The sequence below is a fragment of the Maribacter sp. 6B07 genome (assembly GCF_002700155.1).
In the GTDB taxonomy this organism is placed as follows: Bacteria; Bacteroidota; Bacteroidia; order Flavobacteriales; family Flavobacteriaceae; genus Maribacter; species Maribacter dokdonensis.
Genome location: NZ_PDUT01000001.1, coordinates 1,325,467 through 1,350,235, shown reverse-complemented (window position 1 = coordinate 1,350,235; position 24,769 = coordinate 1,325,467). Strand labels below are relative to the sequence as shown.

General features: G+C 37.6%; 12 protein-coding genes. 3 read left to right on the top strand and 9 right to left on the bottom strand.

Annotated features, from left to right (window positions below):
- Positions 1-69 precede the first annotated feature (69 nt).
- The 3 genes from CSC80_RS05605 (at position 70) to CSC80_RS05595 (ending at position 7,184) form a co-directional block, all read left to right on the top strand.
- Positions 70-3,213 (top strand): glycosyl hydrolase, encoded by a 3,144-nt coding sequence (locus tag CSC80_RS05605; protein ID WP_099190365.1) that lies wholly within the window; start codon positions 70-72, stop codon positions 3,211-3,213.
- A 170-nt stretch (positions 3,214-3,383) separates the two neighbouring features.
- Positions 3,384-6,509, top strand: a complete 3,126-nt coding sequence (locus CSC80_RS05600) for a glycosyl hydrolase (protein WP_099190363.1) — start codon at positions 3,384-3,386, stop codon at positions 6,507-6,509.
- A gap of 123 nt (positions 6,510-6,632) precedes the next feature.
- Positions 6,633-7,184, top strand: a complete 552-nt coding sequence (locus CSC80_RS05595) for a CopD family protein (protein ID WP_099190361.1) — start codon at positions 6,633-6,635, stop codon at positions 7,182-7,184.
- 14 nt (positions 7,185-7,198) lie between these two features.
- Here the strand turns inward: CSC80_RS05595 and CSC80_RS05590 are convergent, their stop codons facing one another.
- From CSC80_RS05590 to CSC80_RS05550, 9 genes are all read right to left on the bottom strand, one after another.
- Positions 7,199-10,441: a sensor histidine kinase gene (locus CSC80_RS05590; protein WP_099190359.1), complete on the bottom strand. Its 3,243-nt coding sequence runs from the start codon at positions 10,439-10,441 to the stop codon at positions 7,199-7,201.
- Between the two features lie 391 nt (positions 10,442-10,832).
- Positions 10,833-11,720 carry a PfkB family carbohydrate kinase gene (locus CSC80_RS05585; protein WP_099191418.1) on the bottom strand — a complete coding sequence of 296 codons (888 nt, stop codon included), beginning with the start codon at positions 11,718-11,720 and terminating at the stop codon, positions 10,833-10,835.
- 74 nt (positions 11,721-11,794) lie between these two features.
- Complete coding sequence (locus CSC80_RS05580; protein ID WP_099190357.1) at positions 11,795-12,901, bottom strand: DUF4960 domain-containing protein; 1,107 nt, start codon at positions 12,899-12,901, stop codon at positions 11,795-11,797.
- A 7-nt stretch (positions 12,902-12,908) separates the two neighbouring features.
- Positions 12,909-14,633 (bottom strand): DUF5018 domain-containing protein, encoded by a 1,725-nt coding sequence (locus tag CSC80_RS05575; RefSeq protein ID WP_099190355.1) that lies wholly within the window; start codon positions 14,631-14,633, stop codon positions 12,909-12,911.
- Between the two features lie 36 nt (positions 14,634-14,669).
- Entirely contained in the window at positions 14,670-16,370 is a 1,701-nt protein-coding gene (locus CSC80_RS05570; RefSeq protein WP_099190353.1) for a RagB/SusD family nutrient uptake outer membrane protein, read from the bottom strand.
- Positions 16,371-16,374: 4 nt separating this feature from the next.
- Complete coding sequence (locus CSC80_RS05565) at positions 16,375-19,452, bottom strand: TonB-dependent receptor (protein WP_099190351.1); 3,078 nt, start codon at positions 19,450-19,452, stop codon at positions 16,375-16,377.
- 79 nt (positions 19,453-19,531) lie between these two features.
- Positions 19,532-21,742, bottom strand: coding sequence for a GH32 C-terminal domain-containing protein (locus CSC80_RS05560; RefSeq protein WP_099190350.1), 2,211 nt, complete (start codon positions 21,740-21,742; stop codon positions 19,532-19,534).
- Complete coding sequence (locus tag CSC80_RS05555) at positions 21,720-23,282, bottom strand: glycoside hydrolase family 32 protein (protein ID WP_099190348.1); 1,563 nt, start codon at positions 23,280-23,282, stop codon at positions 21,720-21,722. The genes CSC80_RS05560 and CSC80_RS05555 overlap by 23 nt, the downstream gene beginning before the upstream one ends.
- The gene (locus CSC80_RS05550; RefSeq protein WP_099190346.1) at positions 23,279-24,607 is read right to left on the bottom strand and encodes a sugar porter family MFS transporter; all 1,329 of its coding nucleotides are present in this window, start codon (positions 24,605-24,607) and stop codon (positions 23,279-23,281) included. Before CSC80_RS05550 ends, CSC80_RS05555 begins: the two co-directional genes overlap by 4 nt.
- Positions 24,608-24,769 lie beyond the last annotated feature (162 nt).

The window sequence follows — 24,769 nt, the reverse complement described above, 5'->3', positions numbered from 1 at the left end:
AAATCTTAAAATCAACATTTGCTCAACTAATTGTTTAATTTTAGAGAAGACTAACTTCAAACTATCAAAATGAAAAAGCACCTTACCAATGCTGGCATACTCTTGCTGGCATGTTTGCTATTGCCGTTATCGGTACTATCTCAAAGAAGAAACAAATCACAAAGTACTTTACCGACCTACCCAGAGGAATTATATTCTAGTTTAGATTATAGATTAATAGGTCCGTTTCGTGGTGGCCGTTCTGCAGCAGTAACTGGAGTACCCGGGGAACCCAATTTGTTTTACTTTGGCGCAGCTGGTGGCGGAGTATGGAAAACACTGGATGGCGGCCGTACTTGGGATAATATTTCCGATGGATATTTTGGTGGAAGTATTGGTGCCGTAGAAGTTGCAAAAAGCGATCCTAATGTCATTTATGTTGGTGGTGGTGAAAAAACCTTAAGAGGTAATGTATCTTCTGGTTACGGAGTATGGAAAACCGAGGATGGCGGTAAAACATGGGCTACCGCCGGATTGGAAAAAAGCAGGCACGTACCTCGTCTTCGCGTGCACCCTACAGATTATAATACAGTTTATGCTGCTGTGCTTGGTGATATTTATAAACCAACAAAAGACCGTGGTATATATAAAAGTACCGATGGTGGAAAAAATTGGAAACAGGTACTTTTTGTAAACGAACAGGCCGGTGCGGTAGATCTGACTTTTGATCCTAACAACCCAAGAATATTATATGCATCTACATGGCATGCACAACGTACACCTTACAGTTTAATTAGTGGTGGCGATGGTTCTGCACTTTGGAAAAGTATGGATAGTGGTGAGACCTGGACAGAGATTTCCAAGAATGATGGTTTTCCTACCGATACTTTAGGTATTATAGGAGTAGCTGTTTCGCCAAAAAACTCGGAAAAAGTTTGGGCAATTGTTGAAAACAAAGATAAAGGTGGATTATATCGTTCAGAAAATGGAGGTAAAACATGGTCTCTTGTAAATGAAGAACGTAAAATTCGTCAGCGCGCATGGTATTACACTAGAGTGTATGCCGATACTCAAGATGAAGATGTTGTTTATGTGCTGAATGTAAACTACCATAAGTCTACCGATGGTGGTAAAACGTTCAATACCTTCAATGCTCCGCATGGGGATCACCATGATCTGTGGATTTCTCCTGAAAATTCTCAACGTATGATCATTGGTGATGATGGTGGTGCACAAATTTCCTATGATGGCGGAGAAACGTGGAGTACCTACTACAATCAGCCCACAGCTCAATTTTATAGGGTCACTACGGACAATTCTTTCCCGTATAGAATTTATGTGGCACAACAAGATAATTCAACCTTGCGAATAGAGCATAGAAGTGATGGTCGTACTATTGATGATAACAACTGGGAGGAAACTGCAGGAGGTGAGTCTGCATGGATTGCCGTAGACCCAACCAATGATGATATTGTCTACGGTGGTAGTTATGACGGATTTCTAACTCGTGTAAATCATGAAACGGGTTCTGTAAGAGGAGTCAATGTATGGCCGGACAATCCTATGGGAGCCGGAGCAGAAGCAATGAAGTACCGTTTTCAATGGAATTTTCCTATTCTGTTCAGTAGACATAATCCTAAGAAACTATATACCTTCTCCAATTATGTGCATGTAACGGAAAACGAAGGCCAAAGCTGGGAAGTTATAAGTGGTGACCTTACAAGAAATGACCCTACAAAATTAGGTTCAAGTGGCGGTCCTATTACTCAAGATAATACCAGTGTTGAATATTACTGTACCATTTTTACGGCAAACGAGAGTCCTTTAAAAGAAGGTTTGCTTTGGGTAGGTAGTGATGATGGATTAATACATGTTTCAAAAGATGCCGGGACAACATGGGAAAATGTTACTCCGCCGAATATGCCAGAATGGAATATGATCAATAGTATTGAACCTTCTAATTTTGATGAGGGTACCTGCTATGTTGCGGCAACGAGATATAAGCTGGGCGATTTTCAACCCTACCTTTATAAAACAACGGACTATGGTAAAACATGGTCAAAAATAACTAACGGTATACCTGCTGAACATTTCACAAGGGTGCTTCGTGAAGATCCAAAAAAGAAAGGTTTGTTATATGCCGGTACAGAAACCGGTATGTATGTTTCGTTCAACGACGGGGCTAGCTGGTCTTCTTTTCAAATGAATTTGCCAATTGTGCCAATTACGGATTTAACGATCAAAGATGATAACTTAATAGTAGCTACACAAGGTAGAAGTCTATGGATTATTGATGACCTTACTGTTTTACATCAGTTAGATGAATCTAAGAAAAGTGCAAGTACCGTATTATTCAAGCCAAAGGATTCTTACCGAACTAAGGGTATGGCAGCTAAAAAGCCCTCCAAAACATCAGGACAGAATTTGGAGAACGGTGTAATTACTCATTTTTTACTTAAGAATTATTCAGAGAAAGATACGGTTCAGCTGACCTATACCAGTATGGCAGGTGATACCTTGGCGAACTATAGTTCTATCGCAAAGAAAAAAGAGGAGAAACTAGACCTTAAAAAAGGCGGTAACACTTTTGTTTGGGATACGCGAGGTAAAGGAGCCACCAAATTGGAAGGTATGATTTTCTGGTGGGCTAGTTTTGACGGGGCAAAAGCAGTGCCTGGTGATTATAAAGTGCATTTGAACGTAAACGGCAGCAATAGTAGCGAAACGTTTACCATTTTGCCAGACCCAAGAGCGGAAAGTTCAGTGGCAGAAATGCAACAGCAATTCGATTTTATTACCGATATCAATACTACCATTGAAAATGCGCATCAATCTATAAAGAAGATTAGAGATGTTACCAAGCAACTGAATTCATTTACGGAGCAGTATAAAGATGACGCTAGAACCAAGGATTTAATCGAAAAGGCAAAAGTGATGAAAGAGAAACTTGGTGAGGTAGAGAAGGCGCTGTATCAGACCAAAAACAGAAGTAGACAAGATCCTTTGAACTTCCCTATTAAGTTGACCAATAAATTGGGTCATTTAAACAGCTTGGTTTCTATAGGCGACTTTCCACCAACTGAACAAGATATTGCCGTAAAGAATGAACTAACGGCCAAGATTAATAAAGAACTTCAAATTTTTAACGAGGTAATATCATCAGAACTCAAAGAATTTAATAAAGGCTTCAATGAATTGAACTTGAACTATTTGTTTATTGATGACAGTAAGTAAGGTTCAAAACTGTCATTTCGAGTGAATTTTTGAAGGATGAAAAAATTAGTATCGAGAAACCTTTGTGTTCCCAATGGTTCTCGATACAATTTTTCTTTAGGCTTTACTCTAAGAAAAACCACTAGAACGGACAATTTAGAATATCATAAACAACCACCTAACTACCACACATGAAAAAACAACTATACTGCTTTGTAACGTTACTGGCAACGACCTTAACTTTTGCACAAACTGCCAATGATTACTTTGAACCTTTAAAATTTAGAAATATTGGTCCGTTCAGGGGTGGGCGATCGGTAACTGCTACGGGCGTTATTGGTGACCCAATGACGTATTATATGGGTACGACAGGTGGCGGAGTTTGGAAAACCGAATCTGCAGGGCAACGGTGGGAAAATATTTCTGACGGATATTTTGAAATGGGTTCCGTTGGTGCTGTATCGGTATCGGCGTCTAACCCTAATATTGTATATGTTGGTATGGGTGAACATGCGCCACGAGGGGTAATGACATCTTACGGAGACGGAGTATTTAAATCTACGGATGCCGGTAAAACATGGAAGAAAATGGGACTTGAAAAAACCCAGCATATATCGCGAATTATCATTCATCCTACAAATCCAGATATTGTTTATGTTGCCGCACAAGGAGCTCTTTTTGAAGGCAATGTTGAACGTGGAATCTATAAATCTATAGATGGAGGAAAAACATGGAAAAATACGTTATTCGTAAACAACTTAACCGGTGCTTCTGAATTGTCTATGGATGCCAATTATCCAGAAATTATGTACGCTGCCATGTGGGAACATCAACGTAAACCGAATATGGTGGTAAGTGGAGGACCCGGTAGTGGACTTTATAAATCTACCGATGCAGGTGAAACATGGCAAAAAATACATAAAGGATTACCTGAGGAAAAAGGGAAAATGGCTATTGCCGTTAGTCCGTCTAATTCCGATAAGGTATATGCATTAATTGAAAGTGATTCAAATGCGGATAAAGGTGGTCTGTTCGTTTCAAATGATGCCGGGGAATCTTGGAGTATGGTCAGTGGCGATAATCGTTTGGTGCAGCGTGCATGGTATTACATAGAGGTATTTGTTGATCCAAATGATGAAGATACCGTTTATGTATTGAGTGCTCCTGCTTTACGATCTGAAGATGGTGGAAAAACCTGGGAGGATCTAGATATTGCACATGGCGATACTCACGATTTGTGGATCAACCCCAATAACTCTAAAAATATGATATTGGCAGATGACGGTGGCGCATCTGTTTCCTTTGATTATGCTAAAACGTGGTCTACACAGAACAATATGCCAACAGCACAGTTTTATAGAATTAGTGTAGACAATCTATTTCCGTATAATATTTATGGTGGTCAACAGGATAACACCTCTGTAAAAATTGCAAGTTTGTCTACAGGTAGCGGTAGCATTACAACAAGGGATTGGACCGATTCTGCCGGTGGTGAAAGTGCCTTTTTGGCATTTGACCCAGATAACCCAAGGTATGTTATGGGCGGTCAATATTTAGGTACTGTTGAGGTAATGGATATGGTGTCAAAATCGGCTACGCAAATTATGCAAGCGCCTATTCAGTATTTAGGTCGCGAGGCTAGGGATATGAAATACTTGTTCAATTGGAATGCTCCTATTATAGCTTCGGTACATGAACCTGGAACTTTTTACCATGGTGCCCAATATGTTTTTAAAACTATGGACATGGGTAAAACCTGGGATATTATTTCACCGGACCTTACACGTGATATCGATGCAAAACAAGGAAATGGTGGAGGTCCGTATACCAATGAAGCTGTTGGTGCGGAAAATTACGGTACTTTGGCATATATCTTGGAATCCCCACACGAAAAAGGATATATATGGACCGGAAGTGATGACGGATTGGTGCATTTGACCAAAAACGGTGGCGAAACTTGGGAGAACGTTACCCCTAAAGGGTTAAAGGAATGTTTGATCAATGCGATTGAAGTTTCTCCGCATGATCCTGCTACGGCTTATATTGCTACCACAAGGTATAAGTTTAATGACTACACGCCTGGATTTTATAAAACAACCGATTATGGCAAAACATGGACGGCAATAAACTCAGGGATTCCGTACGGCGCATTTACCCGCGTAGTTCGTGAAGATGAGTTTAAGAAAGACCTGTTATATGCAGGTACCGAAAAAGGAATATATGCATCATGGAACGGAGGTAAATCTTGGGAGCCTTTTCAATTGAATTTGCCAAAAACCCCTATTACCGATTTAAAAGTTCATCAGGGAGATTTAGTAGTGGCTACTTCTGGACGCTCGTTTTGGATTTTGGATGATATTATTGCCTTAGGCCAATATCAGCCATCTAAAAAAGGACTTCAGATGCTGAAGCCAAAAGAAGCTTATAACGGTTCTTGGGGCAGTCCTTTAAATGGTGATTCTTCAAAATTTACGGGCAGTGATCCTTTTGAAGGTATCAACCCTGCAAATGGGGTGGTATTGTATTATGAGCTTCCAAAATTAAAAGATAGTACGGCTATAACTTTAGAAATTACAGATGCTAAAGGAAAAATAATCAGAACCATTAGTTCTGAAAAAAATCCTTCATACAAGCCTCATAATGGTGGTGGCGCTCCACCGGCACCGGTTTTAAGTAAAAATGAAGGTTTAAACCGTTTTGTTTGGGATATGAAACATCCTATCATGCCAGGAATACCAGATGTCTATATTGAAGCTGGGTTTTCAGGTCATAAGGTTTCTCCTGGTAATTACACGTTTACGTTAAACGTGGATGGTCAAAAAGTGACTACTACGGGTATTATAAAAGAATTGCCTACCTATGAAACAAAACCTGGGCAATACGAAGAGTTCGATGTATTTATGACCGCTGCCGAAGCAGAATTGACCGTAATGCACAATATGGTCAATCAATTATATGCTGCTCAAAAAGAGTTGACTGCGATTTTAAAGAAAGTAACGGATCCAACGGTGAAAACTGCCGGTGAAAAACTACTGACCGATATGAAGGCCTGGGATGCTGAAATGGTGCAACGTAAATCCCAAGCTTATGATGATGTGGAGAACTTTCCTAATAAATTTACGGCTGAATATCTGTTCATGATCAACCAGACCAATAGCAGTATCCCCAGGTTGAATAAGTCTAGTATAGATAGAAAGACTGAGTTAGATGCGCAATGGATGGGTCTAAAAGCTAGGGGAACTCAATTAAAGAATACGGCAATACCTGCTTATAATAAAACCCTGTGGGATGCAGGAATTGGAGCAATAAGATTATAAAATACATTCAATCGACTTTTACTAACTTTGAATTTCTATAAGACTAGAAAAGAGAAGAGGGAAAAGTGATTGAGTTCTGCATTTGAACTTGCTTCTTGAACTTGAGTTTGTTTTTATAATCCTATGTCAGAATATTACAATTATATAAAGTCCTTGCATCTCATCTTTGTCATCACATGGTTTGCAGGGCTTTTTTATATACCTAGGTTATTCATTTACCATATTGAGGCTAATGCTAAACCATCACCTGAAAAAGAGATTCTTTCCAAACAGTTAAAGTTGATGACCAAACGCTTATGGTATATTATTACATGGCCATCAGCTGTATTGGCAGTGTTCTTTGCTATTTGGTTGCTAGTCATTTATCCAGGATGGTTATCACAACCTTGGATGCATGTTAAACTAGGTTTCGTGGTCGTATTGATTTTATATCACTTAAAAAACCATCAGATTTTCAAGAAGTTTCAACGCGATGATATTCAGTATACTTCTAAATTTATGCGAATATGGAATGAAGGTGCTACGTTGATTTTGTTCGCCATTGTATTCTTGGTGATTTTAAAGAGTTCTTTTAACTGGATTTTCGGAGTAATAGGTATTATCGTTTTAGGTATCCTTTTAATGTTAGGCATAAAACTGTATAAAAAAATTAGAAGCAAGAATCCTGAAGCTTAGTTATTTATCTTTAATTATGATTTTATAGATTTTTTTGCCGCAATTTTGGCTTTTGGCAGTATAAGTTTAAAAGTAGCCCCTTTACATTTTCCTTCTGATTCTGCGATTATGGTACCACCATGGGATATGGCAATCTGTTTCACCATATACAATCCTAAACCCGTTCCTTTAATATTGTCATGAAATCGTTCAAATGGGGTAAATAATTTATCTAACGCATTTTTATCCATACCCAAACCATTGTCCTTGACCAAAAAGATATTATTGTCACCTTCCTCTTCAAAATCTACATCAATTCTAGGGTTAGGTTGGTCTCCCATATATTTAATGGCATTATCCAAGAAATTACCAAAAACCTGTATTATTCTATTACGATCCCCAAAAATATTGGGCAGATTCTCAGCTATGTTAAGTTGTATGTTTTTGTTTTTTAGCTGACCTTTAATAAGATTTCTTGATAGCGCCAATATTTCATTGGTTTTCAACAACTCATTTTTATTCTCAATTTTACCTAATCTGGCAATTTCCGTAATGTCAGAAATTAGTTCGTTCATATTATTACACGAGACATCTATTAGGCTCAAATACTCCGCTACATCCGGATGGTCTTCCAATTCCATTTCTAACGGTATAAGACTAGCTAATCCTTTAATGTTGCTTAACGGACTTTTTAAATCATGTGATACGGCAAAAGTGAAACGTTGTATTTCTTCGTTTTTTGATTTTAAGTTGTTTGCAGCCTCTACAAGTTTGTTTTTTTGAAGTTGTAATTCTTTGGTGCGTTCATCGACCTTTAGCTCCAGCCTTTTTTGATTTTTTCGAATATTCAGTAATTTAATATGTTGAGCTATATAGAATAACAATAAAACCAGGGCAACCATTAACAGTTTAAACCACCAGGTCTGCCAATAAGGCGGGGTAATTGTTATATGAAGGTCAATTTCATTATCTACCCAAACGCCATCAGAATTGGTTGACTTCATTTTAAGCTTGTATTCCCCGGGATTTAAGTTGGTGTATGTTGCTGTAGGATTGTTGCCTACGTAATTCCAGTTTTTCTCAAATCCTTCAAGGTAAAAGGCATAGTTTACACTTTCTGGTCTTCTAAATGTAAGTGCTTTAAAATCAATATTAAAAACAGATTGATCGTGACTAAATGTTAATGAGTCTACTTGGCTAATATCTTTTTTTAAAACCCCAAACTCATCATTGGGTAAAACGGGTTGATTAAAAATTTTAAGTCCAGATACAAACAACCTAAGCGTATCTTTTTGCTTTTCAACATCTTTGGCGGTAAATACATTTAGTCCATTTATCCCTCCAAATAGGAATTCCCCTTTTTTAGAGGTCATTGATGAACTTGCTATGTATTCTTTTGCCTGTAGACCGTCACCTATATCATAATTTATAGTTTCACCTGTTTTGGTATTGTATCTAATAATACCATCTTCGGTGCTAAGCCATAAATTACTGTCTTGGCCATTGATAATGCCTTTTACAGCATCGTTCTTAAGACCTTTTTCTTTTGTAATTGCTAAAAAGGAATCTTTTTCGGGGAGATATTTTAACAGTCCGCCCTGGGTACCCACCCAGACATTGTTTTCATTATCTTGTATAATGACATTGACGAATCTATTGGTTAAGCTATTTTTGGTATGATAATGAACAATTGACCAATCATTATCTTTCTCTGTCAGCTTAAACAGACCTGAGTTTAAGGTGCCGATCCAAATATTACCTTGATTATCTTCGAATATTTTATGTAAAGAATTTATGGTAGTACCGTCTATGTCAGATATGAGCGTTATATTTTGATGCTTATCTGTCTTAGGATCATATAGTTGAACTCCCGCAAAATAGTTTACGACCCATATTCTTTCCTTTCTATCTTTTAATAGGTCTATAACTATATTGGATTTTAAAAAAGAGTTTTCTGAGGTTAGTACACTATAATTTTTGGTTTTAGTATTCAGAACCGATATACCATGGGTCCAAGTTCCCGCCCATAATTCGTTTTCTTTAGTTTCTAAAATGGAAAGAACAACATCGCTATTAAAGGTTTTGTTCTTTAAAGAGTAGTTTTCAAAAGTATTTAGAGACCTATTCCAATAATTAATACCGCCACCATCTGTACCGATCCAAATGTTGCCCTTGGGGTCTTCCAAGAAGCAATTGACAAGTTTGTTACTAAGTGATTTTGGATTAAACGGATCAGATTCTATATGTTGAAACTTGTAATACTCCTTGTCATAAAAATTAAGCCCACTTTTGTAAGGTGCTACCCACATGGTGCCATTTCGTGTACATAATATTGCCCATATAGAGTTTCCTGCCAATGAATGGGGCTTTGTTACATCATATTCTACGTGGTTCTTTAAATCTAAATTTTTAGAATAGATATATAAACCTCTGTTTTCTGTACCGACCCAAAGTTCATCATCCAAATTTTTTTCTAAAGACCGAATACCAAAACCGGGACTAGTTTCTTTTTCTTCATGAATACTTACCGTGTCTTCCTCTACCGTCAATTTATACAACATACCATTACCGGAACCTAATAAGAAGTTCTTTTGGGAAAACTCTATACCTGTAATGATGGCTTCTGTCTCTAGAACGTTACTGGTAATATTCATGTCAAAATCTAGCAAAAGCGTATTGTAGGTAAAAATGACCAATACCCGCTCATTATCTAATATTTCAACCTTTACAACTTTATTTAATCTTGGGTTTTCTAATTGTAAAAGCTCATTGGGTGGTGAAAAGTGTTTTAGTTTTCCTGTTTTCAACTCATATTTGTACAAACCTGTTGATTCTGCACCTAACCATAACACATCATCTTTTCTTACGATAGTTTCAAAAACTTCATTACTTATTGTTTTTCCCTCATTTTTAAATGGATATGGAGTTATTATATTTAGACTACGATGGTAAAGGCTTAGTCCTTCATTGGTACCAATGATTATATTTTCATCATCTTCATATAAAGACACAATATATTCATGGGTCAATCCCGTTTTTCCGTCCGTGCTCTTGGTATATATTTCAAAATCTTTACCATCATATCTATTAAGCCCATTACGGGTGCCGATCCAAAGAAAACCACAACTATCTTCTAAAAGAACTGTAGCGGTACTTTGAGATAAACCATCTTGAATATGTTGAAAATGAAGGTTTTCTTGTTGTTGGGATCGTGTTATATGCGACACTAAGAACACTACCAAATAAGTAAGAATGATAGGGAATTGTTTTATGTGCATGCTTGTTCTTTAATAATCTACTACGTACTAACGCAAATAAATGTAAGAAATTACTTCCAAATCATTTATTAACCTGTAATAATTATATAGTAAATTATTTAAAAATAAGGTTAGTTTTATTTGAAATGATATTTACTGAATTAAATGAGATATAAGCAGCTTTAACCCATGTTAATTTGCTGTCACGCATTTTTGAGCTTAAAATATATTTGGTGTAAAGCGCATCGTTTTAATTCGTGGATGTTGCTATTACAAGATAAAAATTGATCTAGTTAAATGAAACATATAATTAGAAAGCGCAACATAAAAAGTAATGTTGCGCTTTTTTTGAATTATTTATAAAGTTAGCCTGTATGGATAATAATCTGTCCTTTAAATGGACCACAAATTATTACGGATGCATGAACTTTTTAATTTTCAAATCTGTAATAATAGGGTTTGCACCTTCACTTTTTGCCACCATTGCCCCAACTGCACAACCAAAATTTATGGCATCTTGGGGGTCTTCATTATTAAAGAGTTTATAAAGTACAGAGGCCAAGAACGAGTCGCCTGAACCTACCGTATCTAGTACCTTAATTCGATAACCACTATTATAATAAAAATTGCCTGAAATATATAAAACCGCTCCATATGCACCTTTTGTCACACAGATAGTATTAGTTTTAGTTTTTCTGGCTATAAACTCAATAGTCTGCTCCAATGAATTGAACCTTGATCCCAAAGTGAGGGCTATTTCAAATAATTCATCATCATTGAACTTAATAAAATCAGAAGTAAGCATCAAATTCAACAATAACTCATTTGTATAATAAGGAGTTCTTAGATTTACATCAAACACTTTATAAGGCGCAAGTTTCAACAAGGTGTTCAATGTGGCTCTTGATTGGGCATCACGACAAACCAAACTGCCAAAAACAAAAAAATCACTATTACTAACTACAACCTCTTGTGATTTTTTATGAACAATTTTATCCCATGCTACTGGATAAGCAATATCATATGATGCTATTCCTTTTTCGTTTAAAACCACATTTACACAACCAGTTTGGTGCTCTTCCTGTACTGAAACATTATTTGTATAAATTTTAGATCTCTTTAAAAAATTTATTATTTTTTTTCCATTGGTATCGTTTCCAACGCTACTAATCAAAGATACATTTGCACCATATGATTTAAGTCTTAGCGATACGTTTAGTGGTGCTCCACCTATTTTTGAATGTGTTGGAAAATTATCAAATAAAACTTCTCCAAAACAAACGGCATTAATTTCTTTCATTTTTAATTTATTAAAAAAAGCACAGGTCCTAAAACCCATGCCTTTAAACTAACTCAAGCAAATTCTTTTAAATACTACAATGAGCTTAAATAATCAATACTATTTTTATAGACTTGTTCTACATTGCTTAAATAAGGGTTTTCTCTACCATCATTCATATTCCATTCCATTCCTCCAATACCAATGGTTATCATGTAACCTTGAAACCTTTCAAAAGGTTTCCATATAATGATACCTGCGGCACCTTCGTTACTTAGGGTATGGTCCCATATAGATATTGGTTCTGCATTGTAGATAGAATTAAAATTGGAATACTTTGGTTCTGGTATAGAACCTAGGTTCCAAAGCGCATTATGGTCTTCCTTATACCCAGGGTTAATAACATCTACAAAATTATTTGCGTTACGTGGTACATCGTTAGATATTATATTGGCTACCGTTGAATTCGTAAAGCCAATTCCCCAAAGATCAGGATTGTCACCTCCTAGACCTGTGCCAATAATGGTTCTTAGTCCAGAGGTATCTCTGCCCAATTCTTCTACAAGACCGGTACCTAAAAGGCCTGCAACAATTTTGCCGCCCTGTACATAAAATTTTGATAGTACATTCAGCTTGTTCAACAATGCTGCTGGTTGGTCTGATGTACCAACATTGTCATATACATAAACAATTACATTGACACCTTCTAAAGCCTCATCGGTCAATTCATCATAAGCTATGTAAACAAAGTTATTGCCATAGGTTGCTTGGGTCCATTCTGCTGCGGCCTTAACATCATCATCTGCAATTTCCGCAATAGTAGCGCCATCACCCAAAAAAGCAATTTTAGAAGGTAGTAGTGTGGCATTTAAGGTATAAATACGTTGACCAAAACCATTGTCAACTACAACCGTCAATTCATTTGTTAAATCCAATGTAGTGCCGCTTTGTGGACTGGTAGTCACCCCTGTTGGGGCTATTGCTTCAAATAGTACGGTAGATAGGTCTATATTGCCAACCAAGCTAACATTTATTGTACCTGCAAGGTGATCAATCTCTGCACTCTTACCATTGATCATTATTTCCTCTACAATGTCTAAAACTGTGGGTGCATCGGTATAATTTTCTCTCTCATTGCATGATTGTAATCCTATTAATAGGATTACAACCGCAATGATATTTTTTATTAATACTCTTTTCATAATTTTTTTAATTTAAAAGGTAGTCAATTACGTTAGTGTGCAGTTGGTAGATATTATCCTGAAATTCGTTTACCGCTCCATTATTATCTTCCATACTCCATTCTAACCATCCACCGGTATTTAAGATCATGGTACCTTGGTATTCGCTGGTAGGCTTAAATTCCGCTAAACCAATACCACATCCTCTAGCATCTAACCACTCGTACCATCTTATTAAAACACTATTGGTTGCAGCCTCAAATTCTAAAGCACGTTCTTCTGAACAATGATCTGCCGAGAATAAACTGTTATATTCACCGCCAAAATCAATTCCAAAATTCCTGTCTTCTTTATAGCCTGCATTGTTCATTGGAAAATAATCTGTACCACCCATTTCCAGACCGGCCAATAACGGATGATTTTCAGATTCTGGAGTACTTGGTAGAGAATAACTGCCCCTTAATCCCCAAGCATCAGGGTTAGAACCTCCTGGACCTATATTTCCACCTTCGTTGGTCATCACGGTTCCGGCTATGTTTATTCTACCTATATCATCTAAAAGGTTTATGGCAAATCCTTCTACCATTATATTACCGCCCGCTTTATAGTAGTTGGTGATTATTTCAACCTTATCTGAAGTTATACCGCCATCTGGCATTTCCTGTGTATCTACATTGTCCCAATACAACAAAATCAATTCTGTTTCCGTCAAATCATCTGCGGTCAAGGCACTGGCCTTTAGGTACACAAAATCTTCAGCGTAATTGGCCTTTAACCATAAGGCTGCCGCTTTGGTATCCGCTTCTGAAATGCTTTCCACACAATCTGCACCGCTTATAAACGCAATTTTATTACTCGATGTAACTGTTCTTGCAGTAACATCATATGTATTGGACAACCCTTCTACATTGGTAACGGTATAGGCTACACTCCCCGCAGAAAAGTCTTGTACTATCCCAGATTCGGGATTTATGGTAGAGCCCTCCGTAACTTCAATCAACGGTGTTATAGCAGATAGATCTGAACCGGCTGGAAAATCTAGGGTAATTGTAGCGGCATCATTATCTATTATACCCGTTACACTGCATATATCTTCTCCAGTTTTAAAACTTGTAATTAATGCATCTGGTAATTGTACTACGTACACAAAATAAGATTTTCCCGTAAAACCGTCATTAGAGGTTATGGTATATTTCACCGGAGCCGTAAAGTCTTGAGCCACACCAGAAGCGGGACTTGAAGTGGTGCCGCCAGGTATAGTATACTGTGGTGTAAGGGCCTTAATATCCTCTTGGCTTCCAATGGTTAAACTGATAGTGCCATTTTCTTGGTCAATAACACCTTCATTTTCACCAATTGAAAATGTGGTGATCAATGGGTTTCCAAAAGAAGAGACAGTTACGGTATACGGTCTGGAAATTCCATTATTGGTAACCGTAAATACTACTGGTCCATTAGAAAAATCAATAGTACTACCAGAAGATGGCTCCAACGTAGCACCTTCTGGCAATGTGGCATCTATGGTTACGTCACTGGTATCCGTTCCTGCAGGCAGGGTAAGAGCTACGGTACCGGTTGCATGATTAATTGTCGATGCTTGCCCATTGACCTCAAATGAACGAATAATTGAATTTGTATAATCTGGTGCCAAATCTTCAAAAGTTACATCATCCGTACAACTGGAGAAGAATACAAATAGCGCACCTATTAATAGGAGAGTACTTGATTTAATATTTTTAGCTATATTTTTCATTTTATATTGTTTATTAAAATTTTAGTTGATTTTACATTAGTATCCTGAACGTTGCTTATATACACCACCACTTGCATCTATTTCTATTTGAGGTATAGGAAGATATTCATCTCTATTGGCCGTAAAAGAAGCACCGCTATAATAGGCCCTTTTACCACTTTCCGTTAACAAATAGTCATTAATCCAGGTATCGGCAATGCCCCATCTCACTAAATCATAAAAGTGATGACCTTCATTATGTAATTCCAATCTACGTTCCATACGCAATGCCTTTCTAGCATAACCTTGGGTAACACCCGTACTGGAATACAATTCAATATTATAGTTTGCGGCATTAGTATCTGGATTTTCAAAATCATATACATAAGGTGAGTTTTTAGCCCTATTTCTGATTTCATTGATTATGTTGATTCCAGTAGCGATATCATTTAACTCTATTGCGGCCTCCGCCTTCCATAACATTACATCGCTAATCTTGATGATAGGCCAATCTAATGCTCCCTTTGCCCATGGAAAACCACCAGATGCTCTTAGATCCGAGTATGGATCTATCTGGTTTTTCTTTCTTACATAGGTACCGTATGTGGCAATATCCCTACTCCAATTATCTTGCATTGGCATTTCTTGCCATTTTTTCCATGTAATGCCCGGTCTTCCAATGGAATGGTCTAGTCTTGGATCTACCGAAGTTTCTACATCCCTAGGAGCTAAATCAGAATTATTATAGGTATCCAACAATGGTAAACCATCTTCATCCACCTTAAAGGCATTTACAATATTTTGGGATGGTTTATCAAAATCATCTCCGTTTAAGTAAGGATGATTTGTATCGTCTGAAGGAGAATCTGGTGAATTTAACAGGTTACCGAAATCCAAGTTTCCAAATTCCGACCCATCATTGATAGAATATTGAATAGCAAAAACATTCTCAGAGTTTGCATATCCGGGTGATGAATACAATTTCTCAAGGTCGTCTACCAACTCATAAGGGCCAGCAATGACCAAGTCGGCACTTTCAATAGCTTCTTGCCACTGTCCTTGAAAAAGCTTTGCTTTTGCCAAGAATGCATGTGCGACCAACTTATTTACCCTACCTAATTCTGGTTGGGTATCTGGCAATACATCAATAGCAGTATTCAAATCTGCCTCTATCTTGCCCCATAGAAAATCCTCGTCAAATGAATTTTCAAGAGTAGGTACATCCTCAATTGGGGTATTTTCATCTATATAGACGAATGAACCGAAATTCTTCATCGCCTCAAAATAGAAATGAGCTCGTAACACCTGTAATTCAGCAATACGCAAATCTTTATTGGCAAAATCCGCATTGTTGTTCAGGGCCGTAATTGCACTATTTATACGGAATACCGAAAAATAGATGGCACGCCATAGGTTATAGACATTTTCTGACGAAGGAAACACCTGGTGAATTTCAAGAGCGTGCATTCCACCTCCCGGATTATCACCAACACCTCCACCGCCTTTGTATGCATCACCACTTCTTATGTCAGAAAAACACCAATTGGAAGGGGCATGGTCAAAAGGCCATAAATCTTTAAATTCCCCCGTATTGTACCTATAATCCAACGAACTATAGGCGCCGACCACCAATTGTTCTAAATCTAAGTTGTCTTCTGATACTACATTTTCAGGACCTACTTCCAAATAGTCCTCAGAGCAAGCCGTTAAACATAACGCTGCCATCAATACTGCTGTTATAAATTGATTTCTTTTCATCGCTTTAAAATTGTAAGTTAAATCCAAAACTATACGTCTTTGTATGCGGATATACCGCCATATTAGCTATACCGATACCTGTTCTACTTAAACCGGGAACTTCATAATCAAAACCAGTAAAAGAGGTGATATTAATGAGATTTTCTGCCTGTATATAGACCTTTGCTCTCTTTATCCCCAATTTGTTAAGGCTCTCGGTATTGAAATTATAGGCGAGGTTTACATTTTTTAACCTAAAGAAAGAACCATCTTCCACAAAATAGGTAGAAGGTCTTTTTTGGTCATTGGTATCTGCCGTACTCAAGGCAGGGATGGTGGCATTGGCATTACTAGGTGACCAGGCATCTAATGTGTTTAGACCATGGTTAAAACCAAAGTAAGGCAGGTCTAACAACTCCCTTTGCTGGTTGTACATATCATTACCTTGTCGGCCATCAAAGAATAAACCAAAATCCCAGTTTTTATAACTAGAGGAAAAATTGATTCCATAGATAAAATCTGGATGTGGATTTCCAATTATGGTCCTATCGTCTTGGTTAACGACACCATCTCCATTTAAATCCCTGTATCTAATATTACCCAAACCTTTGCCCGGTTGTTCGGCATGGACGGCAACTTCTTCGGGAGTCCTGAAAAGACCATCTGCAACATATCCAAAATAGGAGCCAATTGGTTGCCCCGCACCGGTATAGGAAACACCTTGTAGAATAAAATTATCTGTACCATTTAAACCGGTAACCTCATTTTCGTAGGCAGAAAACGTAAAGTCCAATCCAAAATTAAAGTCGTTTTTTCTTTTGGAGGAATATCCTAAGACGATATCTATACCTTTATTGGTCATATCGCCCGCGTTGAAAAACAGCGTGCTACCAGCCTCCCCTAAAACCGAAGGTTGTATGGTCTGAAGCAATAGATCGGATGTTACCTTTTCATAAACATCCACTACCAAATTGATACGGTTATTGAATAAATTGGCATCTAACCCTAGGTTGGTCTGGTAAGACTGCTCCCATTTCAAATCTGGATTACCTACCTGATTTGGTGATACCCCTAGGTCAATAGGACCTGTGCCGCCACCGGCCAAATCATAATTACTATTTTCAACTGCCGCTTGGTAAATTGAATATTGGGCATATTCTAAAATATCCGCATTACCGTTACCTCCCCAAGAAGCTCTTAATTTAAGATTGTTGAATACTTTGGAGTCTTGCATAAAGCCTTCTTGACTAATGGTCCAACCCAATGAAGCCGTAGGGAAAATTCCATATCGGTTATTTCTTCCAAATCTAGAACTACCATCTCTACGTATGCTGGCAGACGCATAGTATTTATCTGAATAATCATAAGACAATTTGGCGAACATAGATTCTCTTTTACTATCCGCACCAATGCCGTAAGCATCTAAAATAGTGTTGTCGGCTATGATGTCATATTGCTCAATGTTATCAAAGTCAACCTGGGTGCCTTGGGCAACTTGTATGCGTTTAAAATCATTGTCCTGTACCTTTCTAAACGTTTCATGACCTGCAAAAGCATTTAAAGAATGGTTTCCAAGTTCTTTATTAAATCTCAATAAATTAGTAAAGATATAGGTGTCAGAAATATTCCTGTTTCTAGCAAATCGTTCAAAGTTTTGGCCATTATCTATAAAAATATTTCCAAGAATACTTCCGTTTTGGTTAAACGATTCAGTGTTCTCATCATACTTATAGCTATTGTGGTCAAAGTTGAATTTAGAACTCAATGTCAACCCATCTACGATATTGATATCGGCATATACATTACCAAAGGTTCTCCAAGTTTTCTCCACATTATTACGGTTGATAAATAAAATTGCCAATGGGTTCCATTTATCCTGTAATCCTGCTCCTGTTGGGCCACCATATGTGCCATCTTCCGCAAAAACTGGTATTAATGGGTTCTGTAAAAGTGCATCTTCCATAGGGTTGATCTTTACTTCCCTAAAATTGGCAACGGTTAAGTTTTCACCAATGGTAACTCTATCCTTGAACAATTTTACGCTGGCATTTAAACGAAGTGTAGCCCTATCATAAAAGGTACGGGCAATAACACCCTCATCCTTTGCATACCCTAACCCGGTAAAGATTTTCCATTTATCTGTGGCAAAGGAATACCCAAAATCTGTTGTGGTAGACAATGAGTTTTTAGTGATTTCATTTACCCAATTGGTATTGGAAGTTCTAAGATTATTTTCAGCATCTATAAATTGGGATAAAGGTGTACCCGGAGTATAGACAAAATTACCGGCTACAACTGGTGTGTTGCCTTGTGCCCTGTATCTTACATCTAACCAATCTTGTGCACCCAGTACACTAAAATCTTCACGTATGGTATTTAAGGTAACCCTAGAATCTAAGGTGATTTTACTAGTTCCGCTCTTTGCTTGTTTTGTAGTAACAACAATAACCCCTCTAGCTGCTTCCGTACCGTAAATACCAGCAGAAGCGGCATCCTTAAGAACCTGTATACTCTCTATATCATTTGGATTTAACCCTGCGGGTGAACTTGTTTGAACTCCGTCTATGACCCACAACGGTCCTGTGCCACCAAATACAGAGGTAAGGCCTCTAATGGATATTTGCGTATCGTTACCCCCTGGTGATCCAGAAGATGTCAAAGAAAGCCCTGGTACCCTAGATTGCAGCTTTGAGATTACGTTCGGTGTTGCTACCGCATCCAATTCGTCAACGTCAACAACGGTTATGGCGCCCGTTATATCCTTCTTTTTTTCAGTAGAATACCCTGTTACTACAACAGCATCCAATTCATTGACATCTTCAATCAATTCTATGTCATAAGTGCTTGTAGCACCTACTGTTAATTTTGCCTGTCGATAACCAATGTAAGAGAATACCAGTATATCGCCCTCGTTGGCTTCTAATTGGTACACCCCGTTAAAATCAGTTGTTGTTCCTTTACTTAATTCTTCAATGAAAACCGATGCCCCTGGTAAAGGAAGACCATCGCTACTAGAAGTAACGACACCCTTTACCTGTACCGCTTGTTGTGCAAGGGCAACGGAAGAAATTAAAAACAAGTACAATAAAGTAAGTTTCTTCATTTGAATTAAAAATTTAAATAGTTTGGTTAATAATTAAGTTGTTGAGTTTTTGTTTCATTCATTGTTGTAGTTATTGAGTTTAATTAGTGATTTCATATAAATTGATATTAGCAGTTGCCGTGCTCCCTGTAATGAACATGTCTACCCCGGTAGAAGCAGGTAATGTTGGGTAAAAACGTCCCGTGAAATGTACTTTGTCATCAACAAAGACCTCTACAACAGATCCATCTACGAACACCCTAAGATGTATGGTGTTACCAGGGTTAATTGTGTAACTTCCTTTTCTTATATCATTTCTGGCCTGGTTGTTCAACGATGCTTTGGAAGCATCTACCACCCATTCCTGATTATTCATGTCATAATAGATGCTATAGAATTCTTCGTTATTGGGAGACTTTCCTAAAATAATTCCAACTTGCCCACGATTGCCTAGTTGTATGGTAGCGTCCATTTCAAAATGGCGACCGTTATAATTCTGTAGATAATTTGTTTTGCCTTCTTCTAAGACTACATTGTTAAACTGTGTTGAGGTACCCCTATAATTTTGAAGTTGTGGATGCGGGGCTATTTCAATAGTTTGTTCTGCATTTAAAGTCCAGACCTGAGGTACACTGAACAAATTGGCCCAACCCTGTTCTTTTTGAAATTGTGGCCTAACCTCATCTGGAATAATACCTATGGCGGTTATGCGCCCATCGGTATCCGTCGTTACGGTAGGCGATAAAAATCCGTTGACTACCTCTAAATTCTTTGCTTTTTCAAAATCTGTTTTAAAAACGCCATTTTCAAATTCCCCAATATAGTAGGTGGTAATTGCAGGGGTTTGATCTGGAGTTTTTTGTACGAGCAACATTTCCTTACCATTTGGAAACGAATAAAGGACTGGCATTTCCCAAAATTGGCTTTCCCCTTTTTCTTTGTTGCCTTGGTATGCTATGCCGCCATAAGACCAATTTGTAAAATCTGGACTGCTATAATAGACCACATTTGCACCAATAGTTGAAACCCCACTACCTACCAACATATGGTATTGTCCATCTTTATGCCAAACATAAGGGTCTCTAAAATCCATATCCACATTGTATGGTGCGGAACCAATTATTGGATTAAGTTCGTTTTTAATAAGTGTTCGGTAATTGTCCGGTGAGGTAGCCGTTCCTATACCTGCCTTAACACCATCAACCCCGGTATAGACGACCACAGGTGTGCCATCCTCTAAAATTAAGGCACCTCCGGACCAAATGCCATGATTGTCCCAACCTACCGTAGGCCATAATACCGTAGGTTCCTCGTCCCACAGTACCAAATCCGAACTTGTGAAATGACCCCAATTTTGTTGTGCTATGCCAAGGAATACATCATTTTTTTGATAGAACATATGATATTTGCCCTCATGATATAATAGTCCGTAAGATTCATTTGCCCAGCCATAATCTGGTATTGGATGATAGATTGGCCTATTGGAATCTTCCGTATAATCAATCTTAAAAGAATAATCTACCGCACTTGGTGGAGTATATTCATTCTTTATATCTACTATGTTTTGTTGTGTAGGCTCACCTTTATACAGTTTTATTTCATCTATTGCCCCAGAGAAAAAACCAATATCATATAGTCCTATTTTCTCTCCATCCACATTTTTGCCAATACTAACATCAAGCGTAGATGATGGCCAAGTAATACTTCCGGAAGTAACGGGAACGGTCAATAGCGGATTACCGTTCAAATACACTATTCCATATTTTTTGGTTGTACTAAGGCCAATAGCCACATGGTTCCATTGGTTTTTTGTTAGGCCTTCTTCTGTTACGAAATGGCTAACCTCATTGTTAATCGTATACTTTAATGATATCTGCCCAAATTTATTGATGCCCAAAATAACTCCTGAATTTTGTGCTTCGCCAGTTAAAGCCAATATGGCCGCCGTACCTACCGGAAAGGTTTTAGGAGATACCCAAGTGGATATGATCATATCTTTTTTAGGCGCTAAATCCGAGGACAGTTTTCCTGACACTTGATTGGTTAACCCGTCAAAGAATAGAGCGTTGCCCAATACGCCGTCCATAGTGTTGACCGTTTTGCCCAAAACTTCAAATGATGAATTGGTTTTGGTTTCCAGAATCTTATCCCCTTCTACCAAAGCATTAAAATTGAATTGAAATACCTCACTAATATTTGGTGGTATTACTACACCCTGATCAACAGGAAGCTGGTCTACTTTGTTACAAGCAACCAGCATGAATGGAACTAACATTGGCCATAACATACTATTTAGCCTTTTTGTATGCATCTTCTTTTCTTTTAATATGTTTAAGGCTAAAGTTTTTTATAGCACCCCCTTTTTTCTGATCGAATAAGAAACTGGTAAGTGGCTCATTGGTGAATATTTGTGCCGTCATTACATATTCACCCTCATTGATGAATACTTCAATGGATGAAGCATCTAAAACAACGTGTATGTTCATGGAATTTCTATGGCCTATCTCCATAGTCTGATAACTAGATTCCTTATATTTTTCGCTAAAATCAAGAACACCTGCTCGCCCTCTATCCAAATAGAACATACCGTCATCTTTTCTGTAGCCTATCATTAATTCATCGCCTTTTTCATTGAATAAATTCACTTGCATTTCCCTTTCAATAGTGGCATCAAAGGAAATTGAGCTGCTTTGCAAGTATTCATATTTAAACTGATGTGGATAGGTACCTGTAATGTGCTCTTGGTTTGGGGTCGATAGCATATTTTCAAAACCATCTATTAATTTACTTTTAACCAAATAGTTGTCACCGGATTTCATTAATTGCAACTCTCTAGGCAAGGTCATGGCACTACGCCAAGATTTTGTAGGCGTAACGGTTGCATAATTCCAATTACTCATCCAGCCTATAAATATTCTTTTGTTGGTGGGGGTATCGTTATAGGTTACACCTGCATAATTATCCGTTCCATAGTCAAGCCAGTGACTTTCTTTTTGATCTGTTGTAAAAGTGGTACCGTCATAATCGCCAACAAAATAGCGAGTTCCAGATCCGCCATTTGGTGCACTTTCACCACCATGGCTTACAATAAGTACCCACTTTTCCTCATCTTCATTGTTAACTTTAAGCTTAAAGAGGTCTGGGCATTCCCATACACCTAACTCACGGTTTTCCTCAAATCTAAATTCACTGATTTTATTCCATACTTTAAGATTTTTAGACTCATATATCTGTACGTGGTCTTTGGCGACCAATACCATTTGCCAAACGGCCTTTTCTTTGTTCCAGAATACCTTGGGGTCTCTAAAATCCTTAATACCGGGGTTTTTAACCACCGGATTATTTTGATATTTTACCCAAGTTTCCCCTTCATCCAAACTATAAGCGATACCTTGGGATTGATATTGATCATTACCTGCTTTTTCGGCTACCGGGTCATGATAAGTATAAACAGCGACCATGGTATTTTTGCCAAATCCGGCAGAATTTTGTTTGTCGATTACCGCACTACCGGAAAAAATATACCCTAAACTATCTGGATATAAGGCAATTGATCTATGTTCCCATTGTAATAAATCTTTGCTTTTGGCATGCCCCCAATGCATTGGCCCCCAAACCGTACTGTCTGGGTAATATTGATAGAACAAATGATAGTTTCCATTATAGTACACCAATCCGTTTGGATCGTTCATCCAATTGGTCTTTGGGGTAAAGTGGTGCTGAGGTCTATACTTCTCCGTACTAATTGTTTTATTCTTTTTAACTGTTGAACTATACGTATTAGCCTTAGGTGCGTTTTTGCACCCAAGAACCAATACGATAACAATAAAAACTAACTCGATTTTTTTCATTTCTTTTTGCGGTCCTTACTTAATTGATTACTTAATACTTCAAGGGAAATTCCTTTGGTTTCTGGCATAATAAAGACCACAAACAATAATTGTAGAACCATCATAAAAGCAAAAAATGTGAATACGATTGCTGGACCTACAGAGGTGAATAACACGGGTATCAATGAAGGAATAATGGCAGCCAAAACCCAATGGACCGAACTACCAAAACTCTGCCCATAACCCCTTAAATGATTTGGAAATATTTCTGATACAAACACCCAGATAACAGTTCCTTGACCTATGGCGTGTGCAGCAATAAAAAGAAATAGAAAAAAGGGAACGGCCAACCCTTTCCACTCAAACAAAAATGCGCAGGCAACAAGGCTTAAAGAAATTATATAACCTATAGAACCTATATACATTAATTTTTTTCTACCTACGCGATCAATTAAATAGATGCCTAAAAGGGTAAATGCCAAATTAGTAAAACCTATTCCAATGCTACTCAGTAATGCTGATTTAGCACCCAAACCGGCTTCTTCAAGAATTCTTGGTGCATAAAATAAAAACGCGTTGATACCAGATAATTGGTTGAAGAATGCAATACAGAAAGCAAGTATTAAGGGAAAACGGTATTTTTTAATAAAAATAGTCTCATCAGTACCGCCCTTATATAGTGTGGAGTTAATTTGGAGCATAGACTTTTCCAAATCGGCGCTGGGGTCTATAACCTGTAAAACATTTTTTGCCTCGTCAACCTTAAATTTTGATAGTAACCATCTAGGACTTTTAGGAATCGTGATTGTAAAGATGGTATATAAAATAGCGGGTATGGCTTCTACTCCTAACATCCATCTCCAGCTATTTTCTCCAAGATCACTTAATAGGTAGTTGGATAGGAATGCGATTAAAATTCCGAACACAATATTAAATTGGTATAACCCTACCAATTTGCCCCGATCTTTAGAAGGTGAAATTTCAGAAATATAAGCAGGTGCAGCTATTGTGGAAACCCCAACACCTAAACCGCCAATAAACCTAAAAACGGCAAATGTAATTGGGTCATTGGCAAAGGCAGAACCAATAGCTGAGATGGTATATAATACCCCTATATATAATAAGGTAGTTTTACGGCCTAATTTATTGGTAGGTATGCCACCAAACAATGCTCCAAAGACCGTACCCCATAGCGCCATGCCGATAACGACAACGCCATGAAAGGTGTCAGATGTATCCCATAAAGCCTGAAGTTTTTTTTCTGCTCCTGATATTACCACCGTATCAAACCCAAAGAGGAAACCCGCTAAGGCCGCAGTGATAGACCATATCCATATTTTTTTCATACAATGTAATTACAAACCGTTTCCGCTAAAGTATTCGTAAAAAATAGGAGTGTATTTTACTAATGTTGCAATATGTTATGATTTTGTTAAGGAAATATAAAAGTTGTGTAATTATTTGTAAATCAGATTTTTACATCTTTTATTGTATATGTTCAAAATTGA

What these genes read in the sequence shown, in the direction of transcription:
- CSC80_RS05605 (WP_099190365.1), top strand. Translation starts at nt 70, where the DNA reads ATGAAAAAGCACCTTACCAATGCTGGCATACTCTTGCTGGCATGTTTG.
- CSC80_RS05600 (WP_099190363.1), top strand. Translation starts at nt 3,384, where the DNA reads ATGAAAAAACAACTATACTGCTTTGTAACGTTACTGGCAACGACCTTA.
- CSC80_RS05595 (WP_099190361.1), top strand. Translation starts at nt 6,633, where the DNA reads ATGTCAGAATATTACAATTATATAAAGTCCTTGCATCTCATCTTTGTC.
- CSC80_RS05590 (WP_099190359.1), bottom strand. Translation starts at nt 10,441, where the DNA reads ATGCACATAAAACAATTCCCTATCATTCTTACTTATTTGGTAGTGTTC.
- CSC80_RS05585 (WP_099191418.1), bottom strand. Translation starts at nt 11,720, where the DNA reads ATGAAAGAAATTAATGCCGTTTGTTTTGGAGAAGTTTTATTTGATAAT.
- CSC80_RS05580 (WP_099190357.1), bottom strand. Translation starts at nt 12,901, where the DNA reads ATGAAAAGAGTATTAATAAAAAATATCATTGCGGTTGTAATCCTATTA.
- CSC80_RS05575 (WP_099190355.1), bottom strand. Translation starts at nt 14,633, where the DNA reads ATGAAAAATATAGCTAAAAATATTAAATCAAGTACTCTCCTATTAATA.
- CSC80_RS05570 (WP_099190353.1), bottom strand. Translation starts at nt 16,370, where the DNA reads ATGAAAAGAAATCAATTTATAACAGCAGTATTGATGGCAGCGTTATGT.
- CSC80_RS05565 (WP_099190351.1), bottom strand. Translation starts at nt 19,452, where the DNA reads ATGAAGAAACTTACTTTATTGTACTTGTTTTTAATTTCTTCCGTTGCC.
- CSC80_RS05560 (WP_099190350.1), bottom strand. Translation starts at nt 21,742, where the DNA reads ATGCATACAAAAAGGCTAAATAGTATGTTATGGCCAATGTTAGTTCCA.
- CSC80_RS05555 (WP_099190348.1), bottom strand. Translation starts at nt 23,282, where the DNA reads ATGAAAAAAATCGAGTTAGTTTTTATTGTTATCGTATTGGTTCTTGGG.
- CSC80_RS05550 (WP_099190346.1), bottom strand. Translation starts at nt 24,607, where the DNA reads ATGAAAAAAATATGGATATGGTCTATCACTGCGGCCTTAGCGGGTTTC.